Source organism: Yinghuangia soli, from assembly GCF_021502675.1.
Classification (GTDB): Bacteria; Actinomycetota; Actinomycetes; order Streptomycetales; family Streptomycetaceae; genus Yinghuangia; species Yinghuangia soli.
Map to the genome: position 1 here is coordinate 32,390 of NZ_JAKFHA010000012.1, position 24,719 is coordinate 57,108.

At 72.9% G+C, this 24,719-nt stretch carries 21 protein-coding genes; 9 read left to right on the forward strand and 12 right to left on the reverse strand.

The window, feature by feature from the left end:
- Positions 1-32: 32 nt before the first annotated feature.
- Positions 33-695, reverse strand: a complete 663-nt coding sequence (locus LZ495_RS20580; protein ID WP_235053964.1) for a response regulator transcription factor — start codon at positions 693-695, stop codon at positions 33-35.
- On the reverse strand, positions 692-2,056 hold the full coding sequence (locus tag LZ495_RS20585) for a sensor histidine kinase (protein WP_235053965.1): 1,365 nt from the start codon (positions 2,054-2,056) through the stop codon (positions 692-694). The genes LZ495_RS20580 and LZ495_RS20585 overlap by 4 nt, the downstream gene beginning before the upstream one ends.
- A gap of 248 nt (positions 2,057-2,304) precedes the next feature.
- Here LZ495_RS20585 and LZ495_RS20590 point away from each other — a divergent pair, with 248 nt between their 5' ends.
- From LZ495_RS20590 to LZ495_RS20600, 3 genes are all read left to right on the forward strand, one after another.
- Positions 2,305-3,114: an ABC transporter ATP-binding protein gene (locus LZ495_RS20590; RefSeq protein ID WP_235053966.1), complete on the forward strand. Its 810-nt coding sequence runs from the start codon at positions 2,305-2,307 to the stop codon at positions 3,112-3,114.
- 200 nt (positions 3,115-3,314) lie between these two features.
- Positions 3,315-5,846: an ABC transporter permease gene (locus LZ495_RS20595; protein WP_235053967.1), complete on the forward strand. Its 2,532-nt coding sequence runs from the start codon at positions 3,315-3,317 to the stop codon at positions 5,844-5,846.
- Positions 5,847-5,859: 13 nt separating this feature from the next.
- A complete protein-coding gene (locus tag LZ495_RS20600; protein WP_235053968.1) occupies positions 5,860-6,372 on the forward strand; it encodes an NUDIX domain-containing protein in 513 nt (170 codons plus the stop codon).
- Between the two features lie 114 nt (positions 6,373-6,486).
- On the opposite strand, the gene LZ495_RS20605 is transcribed toward LZ495_RS20600, so the two are convergent.
- Both LZ495_RS20605 and LZ495_RS20610 read right to left on the reverse strand, forming a co-directional pair.
- Positions 6,487-7,044: a YceI family protein gene (locus tag LZ495_RS20605; protein WP_235053970.1), complete on the reverse strand. Its 558-nt coding sequence runs from the start codon at positions 7,042-7,044 to the stop codon at positions 6,487-6,489.
- A gap of 104 nt (positions 7,045-7,148) precedes the next feature.
- Positions 7,149-8,432 carry a PucR family transcriptional regulator gene (locus LZ495_RS20610; RefSeq protein ID WP_235053971.1) on the reverse strand — a complete coding sequence of 428 codons (1,284 nt, stop codon included), beginning with the start codon at positions 8,430-8,432 and terminating at the stop codon, positions 7,149-7,151.
- A 216-nt stretch (positions 8,433-8,648) separates the two neighbouring features.
- Here LZ495_RS20610 and LZ495_RS20615 point away from each other — a divergent pair, with 216 nt between their 5' ends.
- The 4 genes from LZ495_RS20615 (at position 8,649) to LZ495_RS20630 (ending at position 13,187) form a co-directional block, all read left to right on the forward strand.
- The gene (locus LZ495_RS20615) at positions 8,649-10,721 is read left to right on the forward strand and encodes a hypothetical protein (RefSeq protein ID WP_235053972.1); all 2,073 of its coding nucleotides are present in this window, start codon (positions 8,649-8,651) and stop codon (positions 10,719-10,721) included.
- A 222-nt stretch (positions 10,722-10,943) separates the two neighbouring features.
- Positions 10,944-11,246 carry a hypothetical protein gene (locus tag LZ495_RS20620; RefSeq protein ID WP_235053973.1) on the forward strand — a complete coding sequence of 101 codons (303 nt, stop codon included), beginning with the start codon at positions 10,944-10,946 and terminating at the stop codon, positions 11,244-11,246.
- The gene (locus LZ495_RS20625) at positions 11,243-11,764 is read left to right on the forward strand and encodes a DUF1203 domain-containing protein (RefSeq protein WP_235053974.1); all 522 of its coding nucleotides are present in this window, start codon (positions 11,243-11,245) and stop codon (positions 11,762-11,764) included. Before LZ495_RS20620 ends, LZ495_RS20625 begins: the two co-directional genes overlap by 4 nt.
- 193 nt (positions 11,765-11,957) lie before the next feature.
- Complete coding sequence (locus LZ495_RS20630; protein ID WP_235053975.1) at positions 11,958-13,187, forward strand: hypothetical protein; 1,230 nt, start codon at positions 11,958-11,960, stop codon at positions 13,185-13,187.
- Positions 13,188-13,224: 37 nt separating this feature from the next.
- Here the strand turns inward: LZ495_RS20630 and LZ495_RS20635 are convergent, their stop codons facing one another.
- Positions 13,225-14,535, reverse strand: coding sequence for an amidohydrolase (locus LZ495_RS20635; protein WP_235053976.1), 1,311 nt, complete (start codon positions 14,533-14,535; stop codon positions 13,225-13,227).
- A 130-nt stretch (positions 14,536-14,665) separates the two neighbouring features.
- On the opposite strand from LZ495_RS20635, the gene LZ495_RS20640 reads away from it, so the two are divergent.
- The gene (locus tag LZ495_RS20640) at positions 14,666-15,424 is read left to right on the forward strand and encodes an enoyl-CoA hydratase-related protein (RefSeq protein ID WP_235053977.1); all 759 of its coding nucleotides are present in this window, start codon (positions 14,666-14,668) and stop codon (positions 15,422-15,424) included.
- 68 nt (positions 15,425-15,492) lie between these two features.
- Positions 15,493-16,236, forward strand: a complete 744-nt coding sequence (locus tag LZ495_RS20645; RefSeq protein WP_235053979.1) for a hypothetical protein — start codon at positions 15,493-15,495, stop codon at positions 16,234-16,236.
- Between the two features lie 199 nt (positions 16,237-16,435).
- Here the strand turns inward: LZ495_RS20645 and LZ495_RS20650 are convergent, their stop codons facing one another.
- The 7 genes from LZ495_RS20650 to LZ495_RS20680 form a co-directional block, all read right to left on the reverse strand.
- Complete coding sequence (locus LZ495_RS20650) at positions 16,436-17,329, reverse strand: SGNH/GDSL hydrolase family protein (RefSeq protein ID WP_372498613.1); 894 nt, start codon at positions 17,327-17,329, stop codon at positions 16,436-16,438.
- 251 nt (positions 17,330-17,580) lie between these two features.
- Positions 17,581-19,431 (reverse strand): LVIVD repeat-containing protein, encoded by a 1,851-nt coding sequence (locus LZ495_RS20655; RefSeq protein ID WP_235053981.1) that lies wholly within the window; start codon positions 19,429-19,431, stop codon positions 17,581-17,583.
- 227 nt (positions 19,432-19,658) lie between these two features.
- On the reverse strand, positions 19,659-20,921 hold the full coding sequence (gene kynU / locus LZ495_RS20660) for a kynureninase (protein WP_235053982.1): 1,263 nt from the start codon (positions 20,919-20,921) through the stop codon (positions 19,659-19,661).
- Positions 20,918-21,961: a 4-hydroxy-2-oxovalerate aldolase gene (gene dmpG, locus LZ495_RS20665; protein WP_372498615.1), complete on the reverse strand. Its 1,044-nt coding sequence runs from the start codon at positions 21,959-21,961 to the stop codon at positions 20,918-20,920. The genes kynU and dmpG overlap by 4 nt, the downstream gene beginning before the upstream one ends.
- Before the next feature lie 110 nt (positions 21,962-22,071).
- A complete protein-coding gene (locus LZ495_RS20670; protein ID WP_235053984.1) occupies positions 22,072-23,013 on the reverse strand; it encodes an acetaldehyde dehydrogenase (acetylating) in 942 nt (313 codons plus the stop codon).
- Entirely contained in the window at positions 23,010-24,044 is a 1,035-nt protein-coding gene (locus LZ495_RS20675; protein WP_235053986.1) for an amidohydrolase family protein, read from the reverse strand. Before LZ495_RS20675 ends, LZ495_RS20670 begins: the two co-directional genes overlap by 4 nt.
- Positions 24,041-24,700, reverse strand: coding sequence for a 3-hydroxyanthranilate 3,4-dioxygenase (locus LZ495_RS20680; protein WP_235053988.1), 660 nt, complete (start codon positions 24,698-24,700; stop codon positions 24,041-24,043). Before LZ495_RS20680 ends, LZ495_RS20675 begins: the two co-directional genes overlap by 4 nt.
- Positions 24,701-24,719 lie beyond the last annotated feature (19 nt).

Genomic DNA, 24,719 nt, shown 5'->3' on the forward strand with positions numbered 1-24,719 from the left:
CGCCGGGTTCGGCTCCCGGTTCGGCTCCCGGGTCAGCGCCGCCCTGGGCGGACCAGGCCCGTCTCGTAGGCGAACACCACCAGCTGCGCCCGGTCGCGCACCGCGAGCTTGACCATCGCGCGGCTCACGTGCGTCTTCGCGGTCAGCGGGCTGACCACCAAGTGCTCGGCGATCTCCTCGTTGGACAGGCCCTGCCCGACCAGGCCCACGACCTCGCGCTCGCGCGTGGTGAGGAGCTCCAGGTCGGGGGTCTGCGCGGGGGCGGTGGCCTGGGCGGTGTACTCCTCGATCAGCCGGCGGGTCACGCCGGGGGAGAGCAGCGCGTCGCCGCCCGCGACCGACCGGACGCCGTGCAGCAGTTCGGCCGGCTCGGTGTCCTTGACGAGGAACCCGCTGGCTCCGTTGCGCAGGGCCTCGAAGACGTACTCGTCGAGGTCGAAGGTGGTCAGGATGATGATGCGCGTCGCGGCCAGCGCCGGGTCCGCGGTGATCTGCCGGGTCGCCTCCAGGCCGTCCCCGCCGGGCATCCGGATGTCCATGAGCACCACGTCGGGACGGTGCTCGCGAACCGCGGCGACCGCCGAGGCGCCGTCCGCGGCCTCGGCGACCACGGTCATGTCCTGCTGGGCGTCCAGCAGGGCCCGGAACCCGGCCCGGACCAGGGCCTGGTCGTCGGCGAGGACCAACGTGATCACGCGGAATCCCTTTCGGAGGCATGCTCGGCAGGATCCCCATCTTGGCCGGTCAGCGGCAGCAGAGCCACCACCTCGTAGCCGCCCGCGGGGCGCGGGCCGCTGTCCAGGCGGCCGCCGAGCGCCGCGGCGCGCTCGCGCATGTTGCGCAGGCCTTGCCCGCTGCCCGGGGACGGGGAGGCGGCGAAACCCCGGCCGTCGTCCGCCACGACGACCCGCAACGCCTCTGCCGTATCCGTGGCCGTATCCGTGTCCGTGTCCGTGTCCGCGTCGGCCGTCGGGGCCGTCGCCGCGGGCGGCATCCGGTCGAGGCTCAGCCGTACCGTCACCATCGAAGCACCCGAGTGCCGGACCGCGTTGGTCAGCGCTTCCTGCACGATCCGGTACGCGGCCGGCCCGACCGGGCCGGGCAGCCGGAGTACCGCCTCCTCGCACTCGAGCCGCACCGCGAGGTGCGCGGTGGAGGCCCGGGCGACCAGGTCGTCGAGATCGGCGAGTCCGGCGGTCGGCGTGCGCGGGGCCGATTCGCCGTCGCCCTTCAAGATGGCCAGCACGCCGCGCAGTTCGCCCAGCGCCTCGCGGCTGGCCTGCTTGACCGCGGTCAGCGCGGTACGCGCCTGCTCGGGGTTGCCGTCCATCAACTCCAGCCCCACGGAGGCCTGGACGTTCATCATCGAGATGTGATGCGCCAGCACGTCGTGGAGTTCGCGGGCGATGCGCAGGCGCTCCTCGCCCGCGCGGGCCCGTTCGGCCTCGAAGCGGGCGCGCTCCGCCTCCTCGCGGGCGGCCTGCTCCTCGGCCGCGCGGCGGCGTTCCGCGGCCCGGTACGCCCGGCGGGTGCGGACCACTTCGCTGAAAGTCGCCAGCACCAGCAGCCACGCGGCGACCCCGCCCGCCCAGGCCGCATCGGGCAGCTCGTCGTCGCGCAGCCACGGCCCGATCCAGCCCATCGTGAGGTAGCCGACCGCGAGCGACGCGTACGACACCGCCCGGTGCCCGGCCGTCATGGCGGTGAACAGCGCCACGATCAGGGACAGGAAGATCGGTCCGGGCGGATAGTCGCGCAGCGTGTAGAGAATCGGCGGCAGCAAGGACGCCGCGAGCACCTGCACCGGGTAGCGGCTGCGCGCCAGCAGCAGCACCGGGCCGACCCCGATCAGCAGGTACGCCAGGATGTCCGGATCGCGCAGCCCGGCCCGGTCCTGCTGGTTGTGCATCGCGGCCAGCGTCCCGGCGATCTGCACGGCCGCGACCACCGCGGCGACCGGGATGTCGCGCGGGATCCGGCCGAACAGCGCAGGCCAGGGCGGCGAGGGCAACGTGGCGCCGAACCAGGGGGCCTTGTCGCGGGTGGGAGCGTTCACGCGCTCACCCTAGGACCGCGGCACCCCCGGGCACGTCCCGCCGGGGGCGGCGCTCCGCCGACTCCGCAGGGCGCAGCCCACCTGGTCCGGCTGCTCCCGGAGGAGTACGCCGCGGGCCTTCCCGGGCCTGCCGCGGCCTCCCGCGGAAGGCCTCCGGGTGCCTCCTGGCGAGGGACGCAAGCGCGGGCCGGCGGCGGCAACGTGGAGCCCATCGAACCGCGCCCCCTCCACCGAACCTGGAGTCCGCCATGTCCGCTCCGCTTTCCGCCCCCGACGAGACCGAGGACGCAACGAACTCGATCACCCGGCCCGGCCGTTACGCTGCCTGCGCGGTGCACGCCGTACGGGCGTACGGCACCGGGGACACCGAGGTGCGCGCACTGGACGACGTCACCATCGGGTTCCCGCGCGGCCGCTTCACCGCGGTGATGGGTCCTTCCGGATCCGGCAAATCCACGCTGCTGCACTGCCTCGCGGGCCTCGACACCCCCACCGGCGGGCAGGTCTTCCTGGGCGACACCGACCTCGGGACGCTGTCCGACAAGCAGCTCACCAGGCTGCGCCGGGACCGCATCGGCTTCGTCTTCCAGGCGTTCAACCTGCTGCCCACGCTGACCGCGGGGGAGAACGTCACCCTTCCGGCCGCACTGGCCGGCACCCGCCTGGACCAGGAGTGGGTGGACCGGGTCGTCGTGTCGGTCGGGCTCGCGGACCGCATCGGCCACCGGCCGAGCGAGCTGTCCGGCGGCCAGCAGCAGCGCGTCGCGGTGGCCCGCGCGCTGGCCGCGCGGCCCGAGCTGATCCTCGCCGACGAGCCGACCGGGAACCTCGACTCGCGCAGCGGCGCCGAGGTGCTGGGCCTGCTGCGCGACGCGGTCGACTCGCTGGGCCAGACCGTGCTCATGGTGACCCACGACCCCGGCGCGGCCGGCTACGCGGACACCGTCGTCTTCCTGGCCGACGGCCGCATCGCGGACCGGATGGACGCACCCACCCCGCAGGCCGTCCTGGACCGCCTCAAGGCATTCGAACGCCCCGCGCGCACGGCAAGCCGCTGACCCGCGGTCGACCACCCGCGGACGGCCCGCAGACCCGACCGCCGTCCGGCCCCTGACCACGTGACCACGTCACCGCCCAAGGCAGGTGCATCCTTGTGAGTGCCGACATGACGTCCCCTGATCCTTCCTCCGGCCCCACCCGCAGTCCCGGCCCTACGTCCCCGCCACGCAACCGGCAGTCCCCTCCCGGCCGGGTCGGCATGGGCCGCCTGACGGTCCGCAACCTCCTCGCCCACAAGCGCCGCGTCGCCGGACTGGTCATCGCGGTCCTGCTCGGCACCGCGTTCCTGTCCGGCGCGCTGATCCTGTCCGACACCGTCAAGTCGTCCATCACGGGCTTGATCCGGGACAACGGCGCGGGCACCGACGTCGTGGTGCGCAACGCCACCGACGTGACCGACCGGCCCGGGACCGACCGCGCCGCCATCCCGGCCGGCACCGCCGACCTGGTCCGCAAGGTCCCCGGCGTGGCCTCGGCCAGTCCGGTGGTCGTCGGATACGGCCAACTCGTCGACACGGACGGCGAGATGATCACCGGGAACGGGCCGCGCATCGCGGGCAACTGGATCGACGACCCGGCGCTCAACCCGTACCGGCTCACCGAAGGCCGCGCTCCGCAGGCGGCCGACGAGATCGTCGTCGACCGGGCGTCCGCGAAGCAGGGCGGCCTCGAACCGGGCGACCGCATCACGGTGCTGACCCCTGAGCCCGTCCCGGTGACCGTCGTCGGCATCGCGACGTTCGGCGAGGCCGACGCCTTCGGCGGCGCGTCGTACACCGCCTTCGACCTGGCCGGCGCACTGCAGCACGTGGCCCGCGACCCGGGCCTGATCAGCTCGGTCTCCGTGCGGCTGGCGCCCGGCGCCGACCAGGAGGCCGCCGCGGCCGCGATCCAGCAGGTCCTGCCGCCGGGCGTGCAGGCCGTCCCGGGCAGCGCCGCCACGCAGGAGCAAGTGGACGCGGTCTCCGACGGGTTCCTCGCGATCTTCCGCACGTTCCTCACCGTGTTCGCGGTCATCGCGCTGGTGGTGGCGGCGTTCTCGATCAACCACACCTTCTCGGTCGTCACCGCGCAGCGCATGCGCGAAGGCGCCCTGCTGCGTGCGCTCGGTGCGTCGCGGCGGCAGATCCGGAGCCAGGCGCTGGGCGAGGCGGCCCTGATCGGCGTCACCGCATCGGTGCTCGGCCTGCTCGCCGGGGCCGGTCTGGCGGCCGGACTCAAGGCGATGTTCGCGGCGTTCGGCTTCGCGTTCCCCGTCGAGGGCCTGCAGTTCCGGACCGAGACCGCACTGATCGTGCTGCCCGTGGGCATCGTGGTCACGTTGGTGTCGGCGCTGATCCCGGCCGTGAAGGCCTCGCGCGTGCCGCCGGTCGCGGCGCTGCGCGATGCGGCGGTCGAGTCCGCGGGCGTCCCGGTACGCCGCACCGCGACCGGAGCGGTGCTCATCGCGGCCGGCGTCGTGGCGACCGTACTGGCCGACGGGTTCCTGCTGCTCGGCCTCGGCGCTGCGGCGACCGTCGCGGGCGTGCTCGTGGTCGCCCCGGCCGTCGTCCGCGTGCTGGGCAGTGCCCTGACCGCGCCCTTCGCCCGGTTCGGCGCGGGACCGATGCTGGCCCGCGGCAACGTGCTCCGCAGTCCGCGCCGCACCGTCGGCGCGGCGACCGCGATGGTCGTCGGGATCGCGGTGGTCACCGTCTTCGCGGTCTTCGCGGCCTCCCTCAAGAGCGGCGCGGAAGGCGAGACCCGCGACACCCTGGTCGGCGGACTCACCCTCGGGGACTCCTCGTCGGCCGGCTGGGCGGGCGGCGGACACAGCCCCGAACTCACCGCCAAGGCAGCCGAAGTACCCGGTGTCGCCACGGCGGTCGGCCTCCAGCGCGGCAACCTGCTGGCCTTCGGCTCCAGCCGGGACATCATGGCCGCGGACACCGCGCGCCTGGGCACCGTGCTGGACCTCGGCGTCGAGGACGGCTCCGTGGAAGCGCTGGGCACCGGCTCGATCGCGGTCTCCGACACAGCCGCCGACGACCACGCCCTGAAGGTCGGTTCGCGCGTCCCCGTCACTTACCCGGACGGCACCAAGGCCGAACTGACCGTGGCCGGCGTGTACGACCGCACGACGCTGGTCGGCGACTACCTGATCGACCGGCAGGCCTGGGCACCGCATTCGGTCGCCGACCTCGACGCCCTGACCGTGCTGGCGCTGGCCGCCGGGGCGCAGGCCGACCAGGTCAAGGCCGCGGTCGAGAAGGTGGCCGAGGCGTACGGCAACCCGCCGGTCCGCGACCGGGACGGCTACGTGGACGCCTCGCTGGCCATGGTCGACCAGTTCGTCACCATCGTGTACGTCCTGCTCGCGCTCGCCCTGCTGATCGCGCTCGGCGGCATCGCCAACACCCTGTCCCTGGCCGCCCACGAGCGGCGCCGCGAACTGGGCCTGCTCCGCGCGGTCGGCGCCGAACGCGGCCAGGTGCGCGCCTCGCTGCGCTGGGAGTCCGCCTTCGTGGCCGCCCTGGGCGCGCTCACCGGCCTGGTGCTCGGCGCGTTCCTGGCCTGGTCCGCGGTCGGCGTCCTGGCCGGCTCCGGCGACCAGCAGGTGCCCGTGACGGTACCGGCCGTCCAACTCGCCGTGCTGTTCGCGGCCGGCACCCTCGGCGGCCTCCTCGCCGGCACCCGGCCCGCGGCCCGGGCCGCCAAAATGGACATCCTTCGTGCAGTCTCCGTCGAATAGCGAGGAGCGGATCTTGGACGAGACACGGACCGACGCACTTGTCCCGCAGCACGTCAAGGACATGGTCGCCGAGGAGACCGGGGTGCTGCACGCGGCCGGGGCGGTCATCCTCGACGCGGCCGGGCGGCTCGTCGTGGTCAATCCGTCGTACAAGGACGACTGGGAACTGCCGGGCGGAATGGCCGACGACGACGAAGACCCGTACGCGGCCGCGCGCCGCGAGGTGGTCGAGGAGATCGGCCTCGACCTGGAACTCGGCCGTCTGCTCGTGGTCGACGTGACGCCCGCCCGGGTCTACGGCCGCATCATCACGCACTTCATCTTCGACGCGCCGGTCCTCACCGACGAGCAGGTGCGCGACCTGAAGGCGTGCGACGTCGAACTGCTCGGCGCCGCGGCGCTGCCGGTCGAGGAGGCCTTGGCGGCGCTCCACTCCCGAGTGGCGCGTCGCGTGGAGGTGGCGCTGCGCATGCGCGGGACCGGCGGGTGCGCGTACCTGCTGGACGGGCGGCCGGCGGCGGGCTGAGACCCGGTCCGCGCCGACACCGCCGCATAGCGGCGAAGCCGCCTGGCCGTGACCCGGGACTCCGGGGCCGGCCAGGCGGCTTCGCCGCCTGCGGGGCAGGGATGCGCCGGTGCGTCAGCCCGCCAGGGCGGCCTGGATCTCCAGCTCGATGACCGTCTTGTCGCCGATCGCGAGCTTGCCCGAGGGCAGCGAGATGTTCGGGCCGACGCCGAAGTCGCTGCGCAGGATCTCGGTGACCGCGCTGAAGCCGGCCTTGTCCGCGCCGCTCTGCGGGTCGGTCTCGGTGCCGTTGAAGTGCAGCTCGAAGTCGACCTGCCTGGTGACGCCCTTGAGGGTGAGCTCGCCCTGCAGGGTGTACTTGCCGTCGGCGACCTCGGTTATGCCGGTCGAGGCGAACGTCGCGGTCGGGTGCTTCTCCGCATCGAAGAAGTCGCCGGTGAGCAGGTGGCCGTCGCGGGCGCCGTTGAGGGTGTTGAGCGAGGCGATCGAGATCTCGGCGCGCACCGCGGAGGCGAGCGCGTCGTCGCCGACCGTGATCTCGCCGGAGAACTCGCCGAAGCCGCCGCGCATCGCGGCGAGGTTGAGGTGCCGGACGGAGAAGGACACCGCGGAGTGCACGGGGTCGATGACCCAGGTGCCGGCGGCGAGTCCGGGGGCGGAGGCGCTGGTCATGGATGCTCCCAGGGAGAAAGGGGGATGCGGCAGAGGGCGCGGGGGCCGGGGGTTCCCGCGGCAAGGTGGTCGTTGTGAATTCAACCAGCATTGTCGTTTAGGTTTCAACCATTTGACCGAGGAAGAAGCGGACGTTCGCCTTCCGGTCGGTCGCCGGCGCGCCGTGCGACGAGTGCCGCGCCGATCCGCGGCAGGTCCGCGGCGTGCGCCGCGTTCAGGCCGGTCAGCTGCGCGATGCGGCGCAGCCGGTAGTCGATGGTGTTCGGATGCACGTGCAGGCGCCCCGCGGCCCGCCGGCGGCTCAGTCCGGTCTGCAGGAAGACCTCCAGGGTCTCCAGGAGTTCCGGGCGGCCGGCCAGCGGCTCGAGGAGCGCGGCCAGCCGCTCGCGGGCCTCGCCGGGGCGGCTCAGCTGGTAGTCCAGCAGGACGTCCGCGAGCCGGAACAGGCCGGTGCCGCGCCCGGTCCGGCGGACCAGTTCGACGACCTCCGCGGTCTGGCGTACCGCCTCCGGCACTCCCGCGGGCGGCGCGACCGCCCCGGCCGCGGTGATCTCGGCCCCCGCGACACGGGCGGCCCGGTCGATCAGCGCGCACAGGACCGGCCACGCGGGCGGCTCCCCGGCTGCCGGGAGCAGCACCGTGCCGCCGCTCGCATCGATCACCGCGAGCACCGGATCGTCCACGAACCGGTCCAACTCGGCGTGCACGCGCCGCAGTTTGCGGCGCGCCGCGATCTTCGGACTGCCCGAGCCCGCGCACTCGTCCGGATGCGGCCCGATGACCAGGGTCAGGACGATGTAGTGGGGGGCCGGCCGCAGCCCGGCGCGCTCCGCGAGGTCGTCCACCGGGTCGCCGGCGATCAGCGCCGCCATCAGCGAGCGCCGCCCGTGGTGCTCCTGCGTCTCCAGCATGCTGCGTTCCTCGAGGTACGCCGCACTCACCGCCACCGTCACCTGCCGCAGCATGCCCAGCAGCAGCGTCAAGGCCGCCTGGACGTCCGCGATTTCGTCGGGCCGCGCATCCGCGGACACCTCCTCCCAGGCGGCCAGCATGCCCACGTGGTACGCCCCCAGCACCGCATCCAGCGGTACGCCCTCCTCGGCCCGCCGCGCCGCGGACAGCCGCTGCATGGCCAGTTCGTCCGGGGTCGCCTCGCGCCGCTCGCTCAGCACGTGCGCCAGGATCCGCAGATTGTGGTCGATGATCTCGGCGATCTCGCCGTGCACTTCCTCGCGCGGCAGCAACCGGTAGACCGGGAGCTCGTCGACGATGCGCCGCACCACCCGGCCGGTGAGGCGCGCCGCCCGCCCTTCCAGCCAACTCCCGACCGGGCGCCCGCCGATGGTCAGCGGCGCCGGGGCCGGAGCCGCGGTTTTGTGACGGGTCACAGGGCACCCCGCTTAAGTCTGCGTGACTTCCCAGGTGGCAACGTGCCGTACGACCAGCAAGATGTCAGTGAACCACTGCCGTGCACCGGTCCGACACCCCGAACCGGGCACGGTATTCCGGCCATGCCGCACTCCGCCCCGGGTCGACCGCCGCGACCCGGGGCAACTCGTGTCCCCGTCCCCGGAGGTGGCCCGTTGCGTTCCCGAATCGGCGTCATGCACCCTCCCTCGCGCCCCCGATCGCGCCCGCGGCTCTCGCGCACGCTCACCGCACTGGCCGGAGCACTGCTCCTGTCCGTCCCCGCGCTGCCCGCGGCCGCCCACGACGGGACGGGAGGCGACGGCGGCGACCGGCCCGCACCGCTGTCCGCCGAGGAGCGCGCCGCGGCGCCCGCCTGCGACCCCATCGACCCGGCCGCCTGCCTGCTGCCGTTCCCCAACGACTGGTTCACCGTCCGGGACCGGAAGACCGGGACCGGCCGCCGGATCGCGTTCACCCCGCAGACCCTGCCGGCCAACGCCCTCGGGCAGCCCGCGGACCCGGCCGCCTGGAACCGCGGCGACGGCTTCTCGCCCGGCTCGGCGCTCATCGCCAAGATCCCCGGTATCGACCTGGCCAAGTCCGGCGCCGCCCCGATCACCGACATCGCACGCTCGCTCTCCCGCGACGCGCCCATCGTCATCGTCGACACCACCACCGGGCAGCGCTGGCCCTACTGGGCCGAGCTGGACGCCAACGCCGCAGACCCGGCGCGCCAGGCCCTGTTGGTGCACCCGGCCCGCAACTTCATCCCCGGTCACACCTACGCAGTAGGCCTGCGGAACCTGCGCGACGGCTCCGGGACCCTGCTCGCCGCGAACGAGGCCTTCAGCCGCATCGCCGGCCGCCAGCTGCCGCGTGAGGACCCGCTGTGGGCCCGGCAGAAGCAGCTGCGCTGGGTCTTCGACGAACTCGCCGACCACGCCCGCATCGACAAGCGCAGCCTCTACCTGGCCTGGGACTTCACGGTCGCCAGCAGCGAGAACACCACCGGCGACCTGTTGGAGATCCGCGACGACGCTTTCGATCAGCTCGGCCGCAAGGCCCCGACGTACACCGTCACTTCGGTCGTCGACTTCACCCCCGAGCAGGACGCCCGCATCGCCCGCGAGGTCAAGGGCTTCGTGAGCGTGCCCAGCTACCTGAACGCCCCCGGCGGACCGCCCGGCTCCGCGTTCAACCTCGGCCGCGACGGCAAGCCCGAGCAGCTGCCCGGCAATACGCAGCAGGCGCCGTTCCAGTGCGAGATCCCGCGCAGCGCGCTCACCACGCCCTCGCAGGCCTCCCTGTACGGACACGGCCTCCTCGGCCGGGAACGCGAAGTCGCGGCAGGCAACGTGAAATCCATGGCCGCCGAGCACAACTTCAGCTTCTGCGCCACCAAGTGGATCGGCATGAGCGACGAGGACATCCCCGTCGTGATCTCCGCGCTGACCGACATGTCGAAGTTCCGGGCCGTCGCCGACCGGCTGCAGCAAGGCGTCCTGGACACGCTCTTCCTCGGCCGCCTCATGGCCCACCCCAAGGGCTTCGCGGCCGACCCGGCCTTCCGCGGCGCCGACGGGCGGCCGCTGCTCGACACCCGCAAGGGCGTCGTCTACGACGGCAACAGCCAGGGCGGGATCATGGGCGGCATCACCGTGGCCGTCTCCCAGGACGTCAAGCGCGGCGTGCTCGGCGTCACCGGCATGAACTACAGCGTGCTGCTCAACCGCAGCAGCGACTTCGTGCAGTTCCAACCGCTCATCGACCGCGCGTACCCGGACAAGCTCGACCAGCAACTCGTCCTGTCCCTCTTCCAATTGCTGTGGGACCGCGGCGAGACCAACGGGTACGCCGCACACCTGACCGACCGGCCGCTGCCCGACACCCCGCGCCACCAGGTCCTCATGCAGATCGCCTTCGGCGACCACCAAGTGGCCAACGTCGCCGCGGAGGTCCAGGCCCGCACCATCGGCGCCCGGATCGCCACCCCTGCGCTGGCCCCGGGCCGCAGCCCGGACGTCACGCCGTACTGGGGCATCGCCCCGATCACCCGCTACCCGTACCGCGGTTCGGCGATGGTCGTCTGGGACAGCGGCACGCCGGCACCGCCGCAGACCAACACCCCGCCCTTCGAGCCCGACTACGGAGAGGACCCGCACTCGGCTCCGCGGAACACCGCCGCGGCCCGGCAGCAGAAGGCCGAGTTCCTGACCACCGGCAAGGTCGTCGACGTATGCAGCGGGCAGCCCTGCCGCTCGGGCTGACCGGCACGCGCACGACCGGCCGACGGCCGGACCGCACGCCCCGACCGGACCGGTTCCCCCGACCGGCCCGGCCGGGGACCGGCCCGGTCACCGGCCCTGCCGCACCCGGGCGGAGCCGCGGCGCGGCAGGGCCGGTGAGAGCTGCCGGGAGCCGATGAGAGGATGCCGCCGGGCTGCGGGCCACGGCACGCAGCGGTCCGGCGGCGAACCAGGGAGACGGCTGTGAGTGCGACGGCATCGGGCGGCACGGCCCACGGCCCGGTCGAGTGCCCGATGTGCGGGCTGGCCGACGTGGCCCGCTACCGGATCGCCGCCACCGGCGAGTCCTTCACGATGTGCCCCGAGTGCGAGTCGCTGTGGCGGGACGGCGCCGACCCGCGGCGTACGACCGAGGCGTACCTGTCGATCCACCTCGAGTCGCGCGGGCTCGGCGCCGAGGACGTCGCCGCCGCCTCGGATGCCGCGGATGCTCCGTCCGAAACCCGCCGGACCTCGGCAGGGCCGCGCGGCAGCATCGGGGCATGACCGACAACCCGAACGACTCTTTCCTTTTCCACGCGCTGCCTGCCGACCTGCTGGCCGCCATCCGGGCCGGCGGGCCCGACGCGTCCGGCAATCCGGCCGACCGGGCCCGCCACTGGGAGGCCGGCCGCCCGCTGCGCTGCTGCCTGCGCTACTCCGAAGCCGGTGACGAACTGCTGCTGTTCGGCGTCGCCGCGCCGATGCCCGGCACCAGCCCCTACCGCGAGATCGGCGCCGTCCTCGTGCACGCGGACGAATGCCCTGGGCCGGTGCGCACCGACGGCTATCCGGAGGAGTGGTACGGCCGCCCGCAGATCCTGCGCGCCTACGACGCGCGCGGCTGGATCCACGGCGCCACGCGCATGCACGACGGCAGCGACCCGGAACGCGAACTCGCCGAGATGTTCGCGCACCCCGAGGTCGTCCAGGTGCACAGCCGCAACATCTCCTGGGGCTGCTACATGTTCGCGGTGACCCGCAGCGGCAGCCCGGCCGAGACCGTCTGGACCCCGGCGGTCTGAGCCGGCGCGTCGGCTCCGCGCCGATGGACGGACGAATGGGCCGTCGGGGGACGGCCGGATGGGTGAAGTTGGCGGCGGGCCGGGGGTTCCGGGGGCCGAGAGGGCGCGGCGGGCGTGCGCCGGTCGGTAGCGTCTGCGCTTCCCGACCAGGAGGAACGGCAGAATGCGCACGGGGCTGCGGACGCGGAAGCCGATGCGGACGACACGCGGCAGGGCGGCCTTCGCGGCCGCGACGGCACTGGCGACCCTCGCGCTCGCGGCTCCGGCCCTCGCGACCGGCGCACGCGCCGACGAGGCGGACTGGCACACCTGGCCCCTCGGAGCGCCGCGCGACGACCAGGAACTGCGCGCGGTGGCCGCGCTCGGGCCGCGGGACGTCTGGGCCGTGGGGTACCGCGGCGAGGCCGCCGACGGACCGCCGCTGGTCCAGCACTTCGACGGGCATGCGTGGCGTGACATCCCGGTCGAAGTGGCTTCCGGAAACGGCCAGTTCGATGCCGTGGCGCCACTCGCCGCGGACGACGTATGGGCCCTCGGGCACTGGAACGAGGCCGCCGCGTCCAACGACCGGGCCTTGGCGGTGCACTTCGACGGGCACACCTGGCGGCAGACGCCGATGCCGCCCGAGCCGCGCAACATGTCGGCTTACCCGTTCGGCGCAGCGGCCATCGGGCCGTCCGACGTCTGGGCGGTGGGTGCGCTCGCCGAGGACCGGATCGCCGACCCGCACCCGCTCGCGTACCACTGGGACGGCACGTCCTGGACCTCGGTCACCACGCCCGACACCGGCGGCAACGCGATCCTGTTCGCCGCCGCGGCCGACGGGGCCGGCGGCGCCTGGGCAGTCGGCGTCGCCTACACCGGCGGGGTCGGACGCCCGCTCGTGGAGCATTGGGACGGCACCCGGTGGCGCATCGTGGACGTGCCCTTCGACACCGCGCAGGCGCACAGCCTCGAAGGCGTCGCGGTGCTCGGTCCGGACGACGCCTGGGCGGTGGGCAGCAGCAGCGGTGCCGACGGGGTGTCGCACCCGACCGCGTACCACTGGGACGGCACGGCCTGGACACCCGCCGCGATGCCGCCCGTCGAGGCCAACCTGCACGGCGTCTCGGCCGACCCGGTCAGCGGCGTCGTGTGGGCGGCCGGCACCCGGCCGGACGAGAAAACCCCCGCGGTCCTGATGCGCTGGGACGGCACCGCATGGGTGCAGGTCCCCGCCGCCGAGGACCCGGACGCGCGCGGCGCCTCGCTCTTCTCGGTCGCCGCGGTGCCGGGCGCCGACCCGGCACTGCCGTCCGCCTGGGCGGTCGGCTCCACGCTCCCGACCTTCCAAGAGCCCTGGCACGCGGTCATCGAGGGCTACGGACCGCCCCCGGGCCGGCAGATCGACGACCGCGGCCCGCAGATCGGCCCGCAGCCCTGACGCGCCCCGCGAGGCGGCCCTGTTGTCACCCCAGCCGTCACCCCGCGGGGGCGAGCCATGCGAGCGCCGCGACCGTCATCGCCGCGACCCCGACGTCCAGCGTCGGCTGCACGACGGGCGCGAACAGCGGCGAATGATTGGACGGGATGTCGCGCGCCACGGTGCCGGCCTCGAGCGCGGCGGCGAACTGCTCCCGGTCGGTGCCGCCGAAGAACCAGAAGCACAGCGGCGCGCCGGACGCGGTGGCGAAGGTGCCGCAGTCCTCGCTGCCGGTGGCCGGCCCCGGGTCGAAGACCGCCTCGGGGCCGAAGTGCGCGGTCAGCGCGCCGACCGTGCGGCCGGTCGCGTCCGGGTCGTTGACCAGGACCGGGAACCGGCCGATCGGCGAGATCTCCGGCTCGCGCGGCGCGCCGCTCGCGGCCGCCTCCGCCTTGACGATGCGTTCGACCGCGGCCAGCACGGTCCCGCGCACCTCGTCGGTGTAGGTGCGGATGTTGAGCTTGAGCTCGGCGTCGTCCGGGATGATGTTGTCCTTGGTGCCGGCCCGCATCGAGCCCACGGTCACCACGGCCGTGTCGCCGCCCGCGATCTCGCGGGACACCACCGACTGCAGCCGCACCACCGTGTGGGCGGCCATCAGCACCGGGTCGATCGCCGTCTCGGGCCGCGAGCCGTGCCCGCCTTTGCCGAACAACTGCACGCGCAGCGCATCCGTGGCCGCCAGCGCCGGGCCGGGATGGGCGCCGAGCGCGCCGGCCGGGAACGGCCCGACATGCTGGCCCAGGACGACATCGGGCGTGCCGAACCGCGCGAACAGCCGGTCGTCGACCATGGCCTGCGCGCCCTTGCCGATCTCCTCGGCGGGCTGGAACAGCGCGACGACCGTCCCCGACCACGACGCCCGCGCGTCCGCGAGCAGCCGCAGCGCACCCAGCAGGCACGTGACGTGCATGTCGTGGCCGCACGCGTGCATGACCGGGACCTGGTGGCCGTCCTGATCGGCGGCGGTCGCGGTCGAGGCGTACGGCAGCCCGGTGCGCTCGGCAACCGGCAGCGCGTCGAAGTCGGCGCGCAGGAAGACGCGCGGCCCCTCGCCGTTGGCGAGGACCCCGACCACGCCGGTACGCCCGACCCCGGTGGTGACCTCGTAACCAAGGTCCCGCAGCCGCTCGGCGACGATCCCGGAGGTGCGGACCTCGGCGAAGGACAGCTCGGGGTTGCGGTGCAGGTCCTTGTAGAGGTCCTCGAGATCGCCGCGCTGCGCGGGATGCCCGTCCAGTGCCTGCCGGATCACGTCGGCGGTGGCCGCCCCGTCCGCCGGGCCGGTGTCTGCGTGTGCGTCGTGCATCGTGGCCTCCTGCCCGTGCGCCCGCCGCACGGCTTCAGGACGGATGCCACGAATCGTCCGGATCATGCACGCCCCCGAAGAAGTTGACGTGATCAAGTAGTCTGACCGGCGACGAGAGGCGGCAACAGGTATGGCGACGGAACTGGTCACGTACGAGCGGCACGGGCACGTCCTGGTCATCGCGCTGCGCCGCGAGGACAAGCGCAACGCGATCGACCAGGAGCTGAGCGACGGCATCGAGGCCGGCCTCGACCTCCTGGAGGACGACCCCGACCTGTGGGCCGGCATCCTGACCGGCACGGCCACGGTGTTCTCGGCCGGCACCGACCTGTCCGCCGGCTACGCGCCCAAGACCGAACGCGGCGGTCAGTACGGCATCATCCGGCGCCCGCGCACCAAGCCGCTCATCGCCGCGGTCGAAGGCGTCGCGTACGGCGGCGGCTTCGAGATCGTGCTCGCCTGCGACCTGGTCGTCGCCTCGCGCACCGCCGCCTTCGCGCTGCCCGAGGTGCGCCGCGGGCTGCTCGCCAACTGCGGCGCGATCTTCCGCGCGCCGCGCACTCTGCCGCTCAACGTGGCCCGCGAAATGCTGGTCACCGGCGACCCCGTGGACGCGGCCCGGCTGCATGCCCTCGGCGTCGTCAACCGCCTCACCGAACCCGGCGAAGCGCTCGCCCGAGCGCGGGAACTCGCCGAGCGCATCTGCGTCAACTCGCCCACCGCGGTGGCGCAGACCCTGCAGGCCGTCGACCGGGCCACCACGGGCGACGACGAACTCGGCTGGCAGGCCACCACCGACGGCTTCGCGGCCATCATGGCCTCCGAGGACGCCAAGGAAGGCATCGCCGCGTTCCTGGAGAAGCGCCCGCCGCAGTGGACCGGCCGCTGAACCCGCTCGATATGCAACGGTGACGGCGCGGAGACCTGCGGCCTGCCCGTTCTCCCTACATTGGCGCTGTGGAGGAACGACCGCACGAAGACGAGCGCGTCGGGGATCCGCCCTGGGTCCAAGCGAGTTGCCTGGGCGGGGCCTTCGTGTGGCTCGTCGCGATGGCGGTCGTGGTCGTGCTGTTCTTCCCCAGCTGCACGTTCGACCCCGGTAAACACCTCAAGTGGTGGGGGTCACCGCCCGGGCCGACCGGGGAGCAAGCCAAGCAGGCCGCCCGTGCGCGCGCGATCGCATCGGCGCACGAGCAGGCCGTCCGGGCCATGGAGATGCGGCTGCCGCCGGTCGACCCGGTCACGTGGACGGCCTATCGCCTGGACAGCCGCACCGGCGAGGTGTGCGCCTACGACCTGCCGTTTCCCGCGGACCGGAAGACCCCCGGTGTTCCGGCAGCCTGCATCCGGGTGACCACGGTCCACATCATCGGCAGGTCCGGGGCCGACGCGCACGGGATCACGGCGATGGCCGCCGACGTGCTCGCCGCGGTCGAGATGCCGGAGATCGCGACGACCACCGAGATCGCCATCGCGCCCGGGCACTCGCTGCCGGAAGTGGCTCCGGCAGCGTACTTCCCGGACGGAACCGGGGAGTTGACGAAGCAGTACTCCTCGCTGCCGGTACTCGGCACCGCACGCCCCGAGCCGCTCCCGCTGCCCCGGCTCGAGGATGGCGGTCTCCTCGTCCGGATCATCCTGCGCGCCGAGTACCCGCTCACCGTCGCCGACCCGCGCTCAAAGGCCACCCCCGCACCCTGAACCGCCCGGCGGTCACGCCGAGCCGATCCGGCCCGCGCGCACGAATGCCCGATCCCTGACGTCCACCGCATTACGCGGCCCCGACGACCCGAGCGGGGTTCGGGCGTGCCGACCTGCGGACGGGCCGGTCCCGCCCGCCGTGGCCCGGGTGCGGGTCTGCGGCGGACGGGACTGTGGAGGGTCACAACGCCCGGGGGCGTCAGCTCATGGACTCCTGGATGATGCGGGCGTAGTTCCATTCGCCGCGCTCGTTCGGGTGCAGCGGGGCGGCCAGGTTGGTGGGGACGTAGCCCTCGACCCAGCGGTCGGACGGCGCCCGGCAGGCGTCGTGGCCCAGACTCGGGGTGCGGACGTCGACATACTCGGCGCCGTGCGCGGCGGCCTGGGCGGCGATCACGCCGTTGAGCCGGTCCACGTTGCCCTGCAGGTAGTTGGCATCGGTGTTGAGGATCGGCTGGATCGGCCAGCAGCCGCCGGCCTTGATGTAGAGGCCGTAGCCGGTGACGACCACGCGCGCGTTGGGGGCCTTGGCGTGGATGCCGTCCAGCACCGCGGCGAGCTTCGGGCCGACCGCGTCCACACGCTGCGCGACCTGGTCGACGCCGCCCGCGGTGAACCTGCTCTTGCAGGTCGCGGCGAACGGGTTGAGCTGCATGCAGTCGTTGGCGATGCCGACCAGCCCGGCGTCGTTGCCGCCGATGGTCAGGGTCACCAGGGTCGTGTCGGTGCCCAGCGCGTCGAACTGCGGGGGAGCTTCGCCCATGTCGACGTCGAGGAGCGAGAGCGGCTGCGGCGAGGTCATGTCCTTGGTGTCCGCGCCGCTGCAGGTGACGTCGCGGAGCTCGTCCACGCCCAGCCGCTCGGCGAGTTCGTGCGGGTAGTTGTTGGTCGAGCGGGCGCAGGCCACGGGCCCGGTGATCGGCAGGATCAGCGGGCCGGACGCCATCGAGTCGCCCAGCGCGACATAGACCTGGCGCGGCTCGGCGGCGGTCGAGGTGCCCGCTTGGGTGCCGAAGACGAGACCGAGCAGCGCGGCGGCCGCCAGGACGCCGCGGCCGATACGCCGGAACCCTGGCCGGTGCGAGGACTTCACATTGCCTCCTGCGGTGTGGCGGGTCAGCGAATTGCGCTGTCGCACATCATGGCGGCTCGTGATCCCCGGCTTAACTGGCCGGTAACGTAGAGTTCGGCAGCCTGCTTTGTGACCGGTGACAAGCGAACCGCCCTGGCGCTTCGCAGAGTTGCCGAAGCATCAGGGCGGCATGTCCGCGGCGCGCGAACGCCGGAGCCCCGGGCGGCGGGTACGCCGGCCCGGGGCCCCGGTTCTCCGAACAGCCGCAGGGGTCAGAACTGGCTGTTGCGGAAGGGCTGTTCCGGTCGGCCGAGGTTGGGCTTGCCGAGCACGTCACGCGACGAAAGCGCGTAGATGCCGTGGTTGGTGAACACCCAGACGATGTTCCGGTCCCACTCCGTGTAGACGCCGTGCGTCTGGTTGCCCTTGGCCCAGTCCGGGAACGATCCGTCCTCGCTGGGCCAGTCCTGGGTCTTCGTGCCGTACGCCTTCGGCACGAAGTACGCCTCGATCTCCGGGCGGGCCGGGTTCTTCACGTCGAAGAACTGCGCGCCCGCGTTGTAGAACCCGTAGACCAGGGTGCCGTTGTCCGGCTTGCCGGGGTTCGTGTAGTACCCGGTGCGCTTCGGCCCGAAGCTGCCGCGCCGCTGGCAGTAGTCGGTGATGCCGGACGTCTTCGGCGGGGTCGGCCGCGGAAGCTGCCCGACCACGCGCGGCTTGGCGGGGTCGCGCGCGTCGATCTGCCAGATCGGCTTGTACGGCTCGTAGCAGTCCTCGGTCAGCGGGTAGCCGGACACGTAGATCATGCCGGTCTTCTCGTACTGCGACACGTCGATGTTGTCGCCCTCGGTGCCGGCCACCGACGGCGGCAGGTCGAGGTGGCTGACCTGCTTCATGTCCGCCGGGTTCGAGATGTCCAGCACGGTCAGGCCGAAGCCGCCCTGGATCGCGAAGCCGTACTTGCCGCCCTGCTCCACCGGCTTGGGGATGAACAGCGGCATGCGCGCGCCCATCCAGCTGGTGCGGTTGCCGCAGCGCGGGTTCTTCGCGTACGCGGCCTCCTCACCCTTGACCTGGCCTTCGAGGTGCCAGGTGTCGAGCAGCTTGGGCTTGGCCGGGTCCGACATGTCCCACGACTGGTAGCCGGCCGAGTGCAGGTTGGTCGGGTACTCGGTGTTGGCGTAGGTGTCGTTCGGTGCGACGGCGATGAACAGGTACTTGCCGCCGTCCCAGTAGGGCACGTCCAGCGAGCCGGAACCCTGCTGCGGGTTGGCCAGGTCGCTGTTGAGCGGGTCGGCCTGCGTGGAGTCCGTGCTGACTGTGGACAGCAGCTGCCAGTCCTTCTTGGTCGGGCCGTTCAGCTTGAAGACCTTGAAGCCCTTCAGGCCCTTCTTGGCGCGGACCGCGGCGACGCCGGCCGGGTTGTCGAACTTGTCCTGGCCGGGCTCGGGGTGCAGCTCGGAGATCTGCCGCTTGTCCTCGAACGACATGACCATGACGTACGAGTTGAGCTTCGCGCTCCACTGGATCGTGGTGGCGCCCCAGTAGTCGTACGCCGCCCACGAGCCGTTGGCCTTGGACTCGTCGCCGTCCACGTCGTTGCGGCTCATGCGCTCGACGACCTGGACGTTCTTGACGTCGGTGATGTCGTAGACGCGGCCCTCGGACCGGTCGTACTGGAACATGTACCGGCGGCCGCCGAAGTCGACGATGTTCTGCCACGTGTGGAAGAAGTCCGGCGTGAAGGCCTCGCCTTCGTAAGCCGCTTCGATCTTGACGTTCTTGCTGTACGACCGGGTGTCGTAGTCGTCCATGCGGCCCGGGAACGGGTGCGGGTTCTCCTCGTCGACCGGGGTCGAGGCGGGGTGCAGGAAGCTGCCGTCGAGCTGCATGCCGTAGCTGCCGGGGTCGGCGGCCTGCGGACGGCTGTTGTCGCACACGAACGGGATGTTCGGGTCGTTGGCGGCGCTGCCCGGTGTGGCGGCCGCTGGGGCGGCGTCCGCGGCCGAGCCGCCGGTCGGGGCGAGCAGCGCGGCCGTGGTGGCGGTGGCCACGGCCGCGGCCACGAACGCCCCGGATCTGCGGGACAGCGGGATGCCGGGGATGGTGCGGGGGACGCGCATAAGGACGGGTCCTTCCGTCGCGGGACTCCTAGGGGACATGTGCGGTGGTGCAGACCTGCGGTCGTGCGCGGCATGTTGCGCTCACCTGGCAGGTACGAACTCGGGGGAATGCCGCGTATCTGGAGGAATTGCAGGAATGTGGGGTGTGTTCGGCTCGGGGATCGGCCGGTCGGCGGTGCCGGACCGATCCCCGAGCCGGGTCCGAGGGGCCGGGTGGGAAGGCCCGGTCAGGTGACCGCGGAGCGGACGGCGAACCTCTCGTCGGTGTACTCGCCGGTGGCGGTGATCTCGCGCAGCGCCTCGACCGCCGCGAACACGTCGCGGTGCGTCACGTACAGCGCGTTGAACCCGAAGCGCAGGATGTCCGGCGCCCGCATGTCGCCGATGAACCCGCGTTCGATGTGCGCCTGCACGATCGGGTACGCGTGCTCGTGCCGCAGCGAGACCTGGCTGCCCCGGCGTTCCGGTTCGCGGGGCGTGGCGACCGTGAAGCCGAGGCCGTCCAGCATCGCGTCCGCGCAGTCCAGGAAAAGCCCGGTCAGGGACAGGGACTTCGCCCGCAGCGCGGCCATGTCCACGCCGTCGAAGGCGGTGAGGGCCGCCTCCAACGCGAGCATCGACAGCAGCGGCGGCGTACCGATCCGGGCCCGCGCGATGCCCGGGGCCGGCGCGTACGTCGACTGCATCGCGAACGGCTCGGCATGCCCATGCCAGCCGGTCACGGCGTGGTCGAACGCGTCCTGGTGGCGCTCCGCGACGTAGATGAACGCGGGCGCTCCGGGCCCGCCGGACAGGTATTTGTAGCCGCAGCCGACCGCGAGGTCCGCGCCGATCGCGTCGAGGCCGACCGGCAGCGCGCCGGCTGCGTGGCACAGGTCCCACAGGAACAGCGCCCCGACCTCGTGCGCCGCCGCGGTGAGCGCCGCCATGTCGGCGAGTTCGCCGGTGCGGTAGTCCACCGGGCCGTACGCGGCGACCGCCACCCGGTGGCCCTCCGCGGCCAGCACGTCGGCCAGTTCGCCGACCGGCACGCGGCGCACGGTCAGCCCCAGCATGCGGGCCACCGAGTCGGCGATGTACTGGTCGGTGGGGAAGTGGTCCGGGTCGGTCAGCAGCACCTGCCGGTCCGGGCGCAGCCGGGCGGCCGCGGTCAGCGCGTTGAACAACTGCACGCTGGTCGAGTCCCCGCACGCCACCTGGCCGGGCGCGGCGCCGATCAGCCGGCCGATGGTGTCGCCGATCCGCAGCGGCGCACCCCACCAGTCGTTGTCGTTCCACGACCGGATCAGGTCGGTGCCCCACTGGCGGCGCACCGCGTCCTCGACCGCCGCGGGCACGGCGGCCGGCAGCGCGCCGAGCGAGTTGCCGTCCAGGTAGACGACGCCCTTCGGGAGCAGGAAGCGGTCGCGCAGCGCGGCCAGTCCGTCGGCCGCGTCCAGCGCCTCGGCGCGGGCCGCGAGGGCGGCGGGCCCGGTTTCGGTGACGGTCACTTCGCCTCTTCCTTCGGTGCGGCGTTCTCGGCGGCGCGGGCCGCCAGGTCCAGGGCGACGTCCGGCAGCAGGTCCTCCTGGCCGCCGACCATGCGGCGCGCCCCGACCTCGACGAGGATGTCGCGGGTGTCCACGCCGTACCGCGCCGATGCCGACTCGGCATGCCGCAGGAAGCTGGAGTACACCCCGGCGTAGCCGAGCGTCAGCGTCTCCCGGTCCACCCGCACCGGGCGGTCCTGGGTCGGCCGGACCAGGTCCTCGGCGGCGTCCATCAGCGGGAACAACGCGCAGCCGTGCTCCCAGCCGAGCAGGTCCATGACCGCCACGAACGGCTCCAGCGGCGCGTTCCCGGCCCCCGCGCCCTGGCCGGCCAGCGACGCGTCCACCCGCCGGACGCCGTTCTCGACCGCGACCACGCTGTTCGCCACGCCGAGCGCCAGGTTGTGGTGCGCGTGGATGCCGATCTCGGTCTCCGCGTCGAGCACGTCGCGGTACGCCCGCACCCGGTCGCGCACTCCGTCCATGGTGAGCCGGCCGCCGGAGTCCACGACGTACACGCAGTTCGCGCCGTACGACTCCATCAGCTTGGCCTGCGCGGCCAGCCGCGCCGGTTCGGCCATGTGCGACATCATCAGGAACCCCGAGACGTCCATGCCCAGTTCGCGGGCCAGGCCGATGTGCTGCGCGGAGATGTCCGCCTCGGTGCAGTGCGTCGCGATGCGGATCGACACCACGCCCAGGTCGCGGGCCCGGCGCAGATCGTCGGCGGTGCCGATGCCGGGCAGCAGCAGCGAGGTCAGCTTGGCCCGGGTGAGCACCGAGGCCGCGGCCTCCAGCCATTCCCAGTCGGTGTGTTCGCCCGGTCCGTAGGTGAGGGAGCCGCCGGACAGGCCGTCGCCGTGCGCGACCTCGACCGCGTCCACCCCGGCGGCGTCCAACGCCGCGGCGATGGCCCGCACTTGGTCGAGGGTGTAGCTGTGCCGGATGGCGTGCATGCCGTCCCGCAGGGTCACATCCTGCACGTACACCCGCGGCGGCAGCGCAGCGGCGGTATCACCCGTGGCTGCGTTCTCCTGGGTCCCCTGGTTCTCCCGGTTCGCCCGGTTCTCCTGACCGGAGTCCGGGCCGGACGGGGCTATCTGTTCGGCGGTCACGCGGCGACCCTCCCGGCGGCCAGGTACTCGGCGGTGCGTAGCGCGGCCGCCGTCATGATGTCGAGGTTCCCGGCGTACGCGGGGAGGTAGTGCGCCGCTCCCTCGACTTCGAGGAACACGCTGATCTGCCAGCCGCCTTCGGCCAGTCCGGCGAGCTTCGCCGCGGGCGCGCCCGCGGGCACCGGCAGGAACTGGACCTCCTGCTTGAGGCGGTAGCCCGGGACGTACTCGCGCACCCGCTCGACCATGCCGTGCACGGACGCCTTGACCTGCTCCGGATCGCAGTCCGGGACCAGGCAGTGCACCGTGTCCCGCATGATCAGCGGCGGTTCGGCCGGGTTGAGCACGATGATCGCCTTGCCGCGCCGCGCGCCGCCGAGTTCCTCCAGGGCGCGGGCCGTGGTCTCGGTGAACTCGTCGATGTTGGCGCGCGTCCCGGGGCCGGCCGAGCGCGACGATATGGACGCCACGATCTCGGCGTACGCGACGGGCGTGACCGCGCTGACCGCAGCCACCATCGGCACGGTCGCCTGGCCCCCGCAGGTGACCATGTTGACGTTCACGCTGTCCAGATGGGCGCCGAGATTGACCGGCGGCACCACGTAGGGGCCGATCGCGGCCGGCGTCAGGTCCACCATGCGCTTGCCCAGCGGCACGAGGGTGTCGTGGTGGTGCCGGTGGGCGCGCGCCGAGGTGGCGTCGAAGACGAACGCGATGTCATCGAACTCGTCCAGCTTGACGAGCCCTTCGACCCCGGCTGCGCTGGTGGCCACGCCGAACCGGCGGGCCCTGGCCAGGCCGTCGGACTCCGGGTCGATACCGATCATGGCGGCCACTTCGAGCGTCTCGGAGCCGCGGATCACCTTGATCATCAGGTCCGTGCCGATGTTGCCCGAACCGATGATCGCGACCTTGGTGCGCGGGGTGCGCGTCGTCATCGCGAAGCCTCCGTGGTGGCGAGAGCGGGACCGACCAGGTCCTCGAGGCCGAACAGGCGTACCGCGTTGCGTCCCAGCAGGGCGCTCTTCTCGTCCGGCGACAGGTCGCTGGCGCGGATCAGCGCACCCGGCTCGGCCTCGCCGAGCGGGAACGGGTAGTCGCTGCCCAGCAGCACCCGGTCGGTGCCCATGACGTCGACCAGCAGCCGCAGCGACCGCAGGTCGAACACCGCCGAGTCGACATGGAACCGGTCCAGGTAGGCGGACGGCGGACGCGGGCTGTCCTTGCGCACGATGTCGCGCCGGTGCCACGCGTTGTCGGCCCGGCCCATCAGGTACGGGAACGCCCCGCCGCCGTGCGCGAAGAGCAGGTTCAGCTCGGCCGGCACCCGCTCGAACGCCCCGGACAGCATCAGCCGCAGGATCGACAGCTGCGTCTCGGCGGGCATGCCGACCAGCCAGGCCAGCATGTACTCGCTGGTGCGCGGGTCGTCGGCCATGTCCCATGGGTGCACGAGCACGGCCGCGCCCTCGCGGGCGCAGTGCGTGAGGAACTCGGTGACCGCACCGTGGTCCAGATCGCGCGGGCCGACATGGTTGCCCAGGTGGACGCCGCGGTGCCCGGCACGCACCGCCCGCGTCACCGCCTCGCACGCCGCCTCGGTGTCCTGCATCGGGACCTGGCACAGCGGCACCAGGCGGTCCGGTGCGGCCGCGCACAGCTCCAGCATCTGGGCGTTGACCCGGTCGCACCACTCGGCGGCCCGGGCCACCTCGGTGTCGTAGCCGAACATCAGCGGCGTGCTCGACACCACCTGGATGTCGACGCCCTGGCGGTCCATCTCGGCGACCCGCACGGCGGGGTCCCACAGCGACTGCGTGACCGGGCGGTACTCGGCGTCGCCGAGCATCATCATGCCGGTGCCGTCGCCGTGTTGGCGCAGCCACGGGCCGTCCTGGTCGCGCAGCACGCGCGAATCGGCCCGCGAGATCGGGGGGAAGACGTGCGCATGCACGTCGATGACGGTCATGGGGCCTGGACGTCCTGACTGTGCGGGTCCTGCGGGTCGTTGGTGCCTTCGGCAGCTTCGGCAGCTTCGGCGGCTTCGGCGGCGGCGCGGGTGCCGGCGGTCTGCGGGCGCAGCTCCTCGGGCCAGTCGCGGCCCGGGTGCACGGCGCCGCAGTGCGGGCAGACGCGTGCCGCGTCGTCCGCGTAGAAGCCCGCGAAGATCGGCGGCAGGTCGTCGACGATGGACTGCAGCTGCACCTCGGCGCGGTGCACCAGCCGGTGGCAGGACATGCAGTACCACTCGAACGCATCGCGCACCCCGGCCGGCCGGGCGAACTCCACGACCAGGCCGATGCTGCCCGGCTCGGGGCGCTGCGGCGAGTGCCGCAGGTGCGCCGGGGCTAGGAAGACGTCGCCCTCCCTTATCGGGATGTCGCGCGGCGGCTTGCCGTCCTCCTCCATGACGCGCAGCACCATGTCGCCGCGCAGCTGGTAGAAGAACTCCTCGATGGGGTCGTCGTGGAAGTCGGTGCGCCGGTTGGGCCCGCCGACCAGGGTCACCATGAGGTCGGCGTCCTGCCAGACCTGCACGTTGCCGACCGGGGGCTTGAGCAGGTGCTGGTTGGCGTCGATCCAGGCGTTGAGGTTGAACGGGGCGCGCGGCGTGCTGCCGGACATAGGCGCTCCTTGGAGGTCT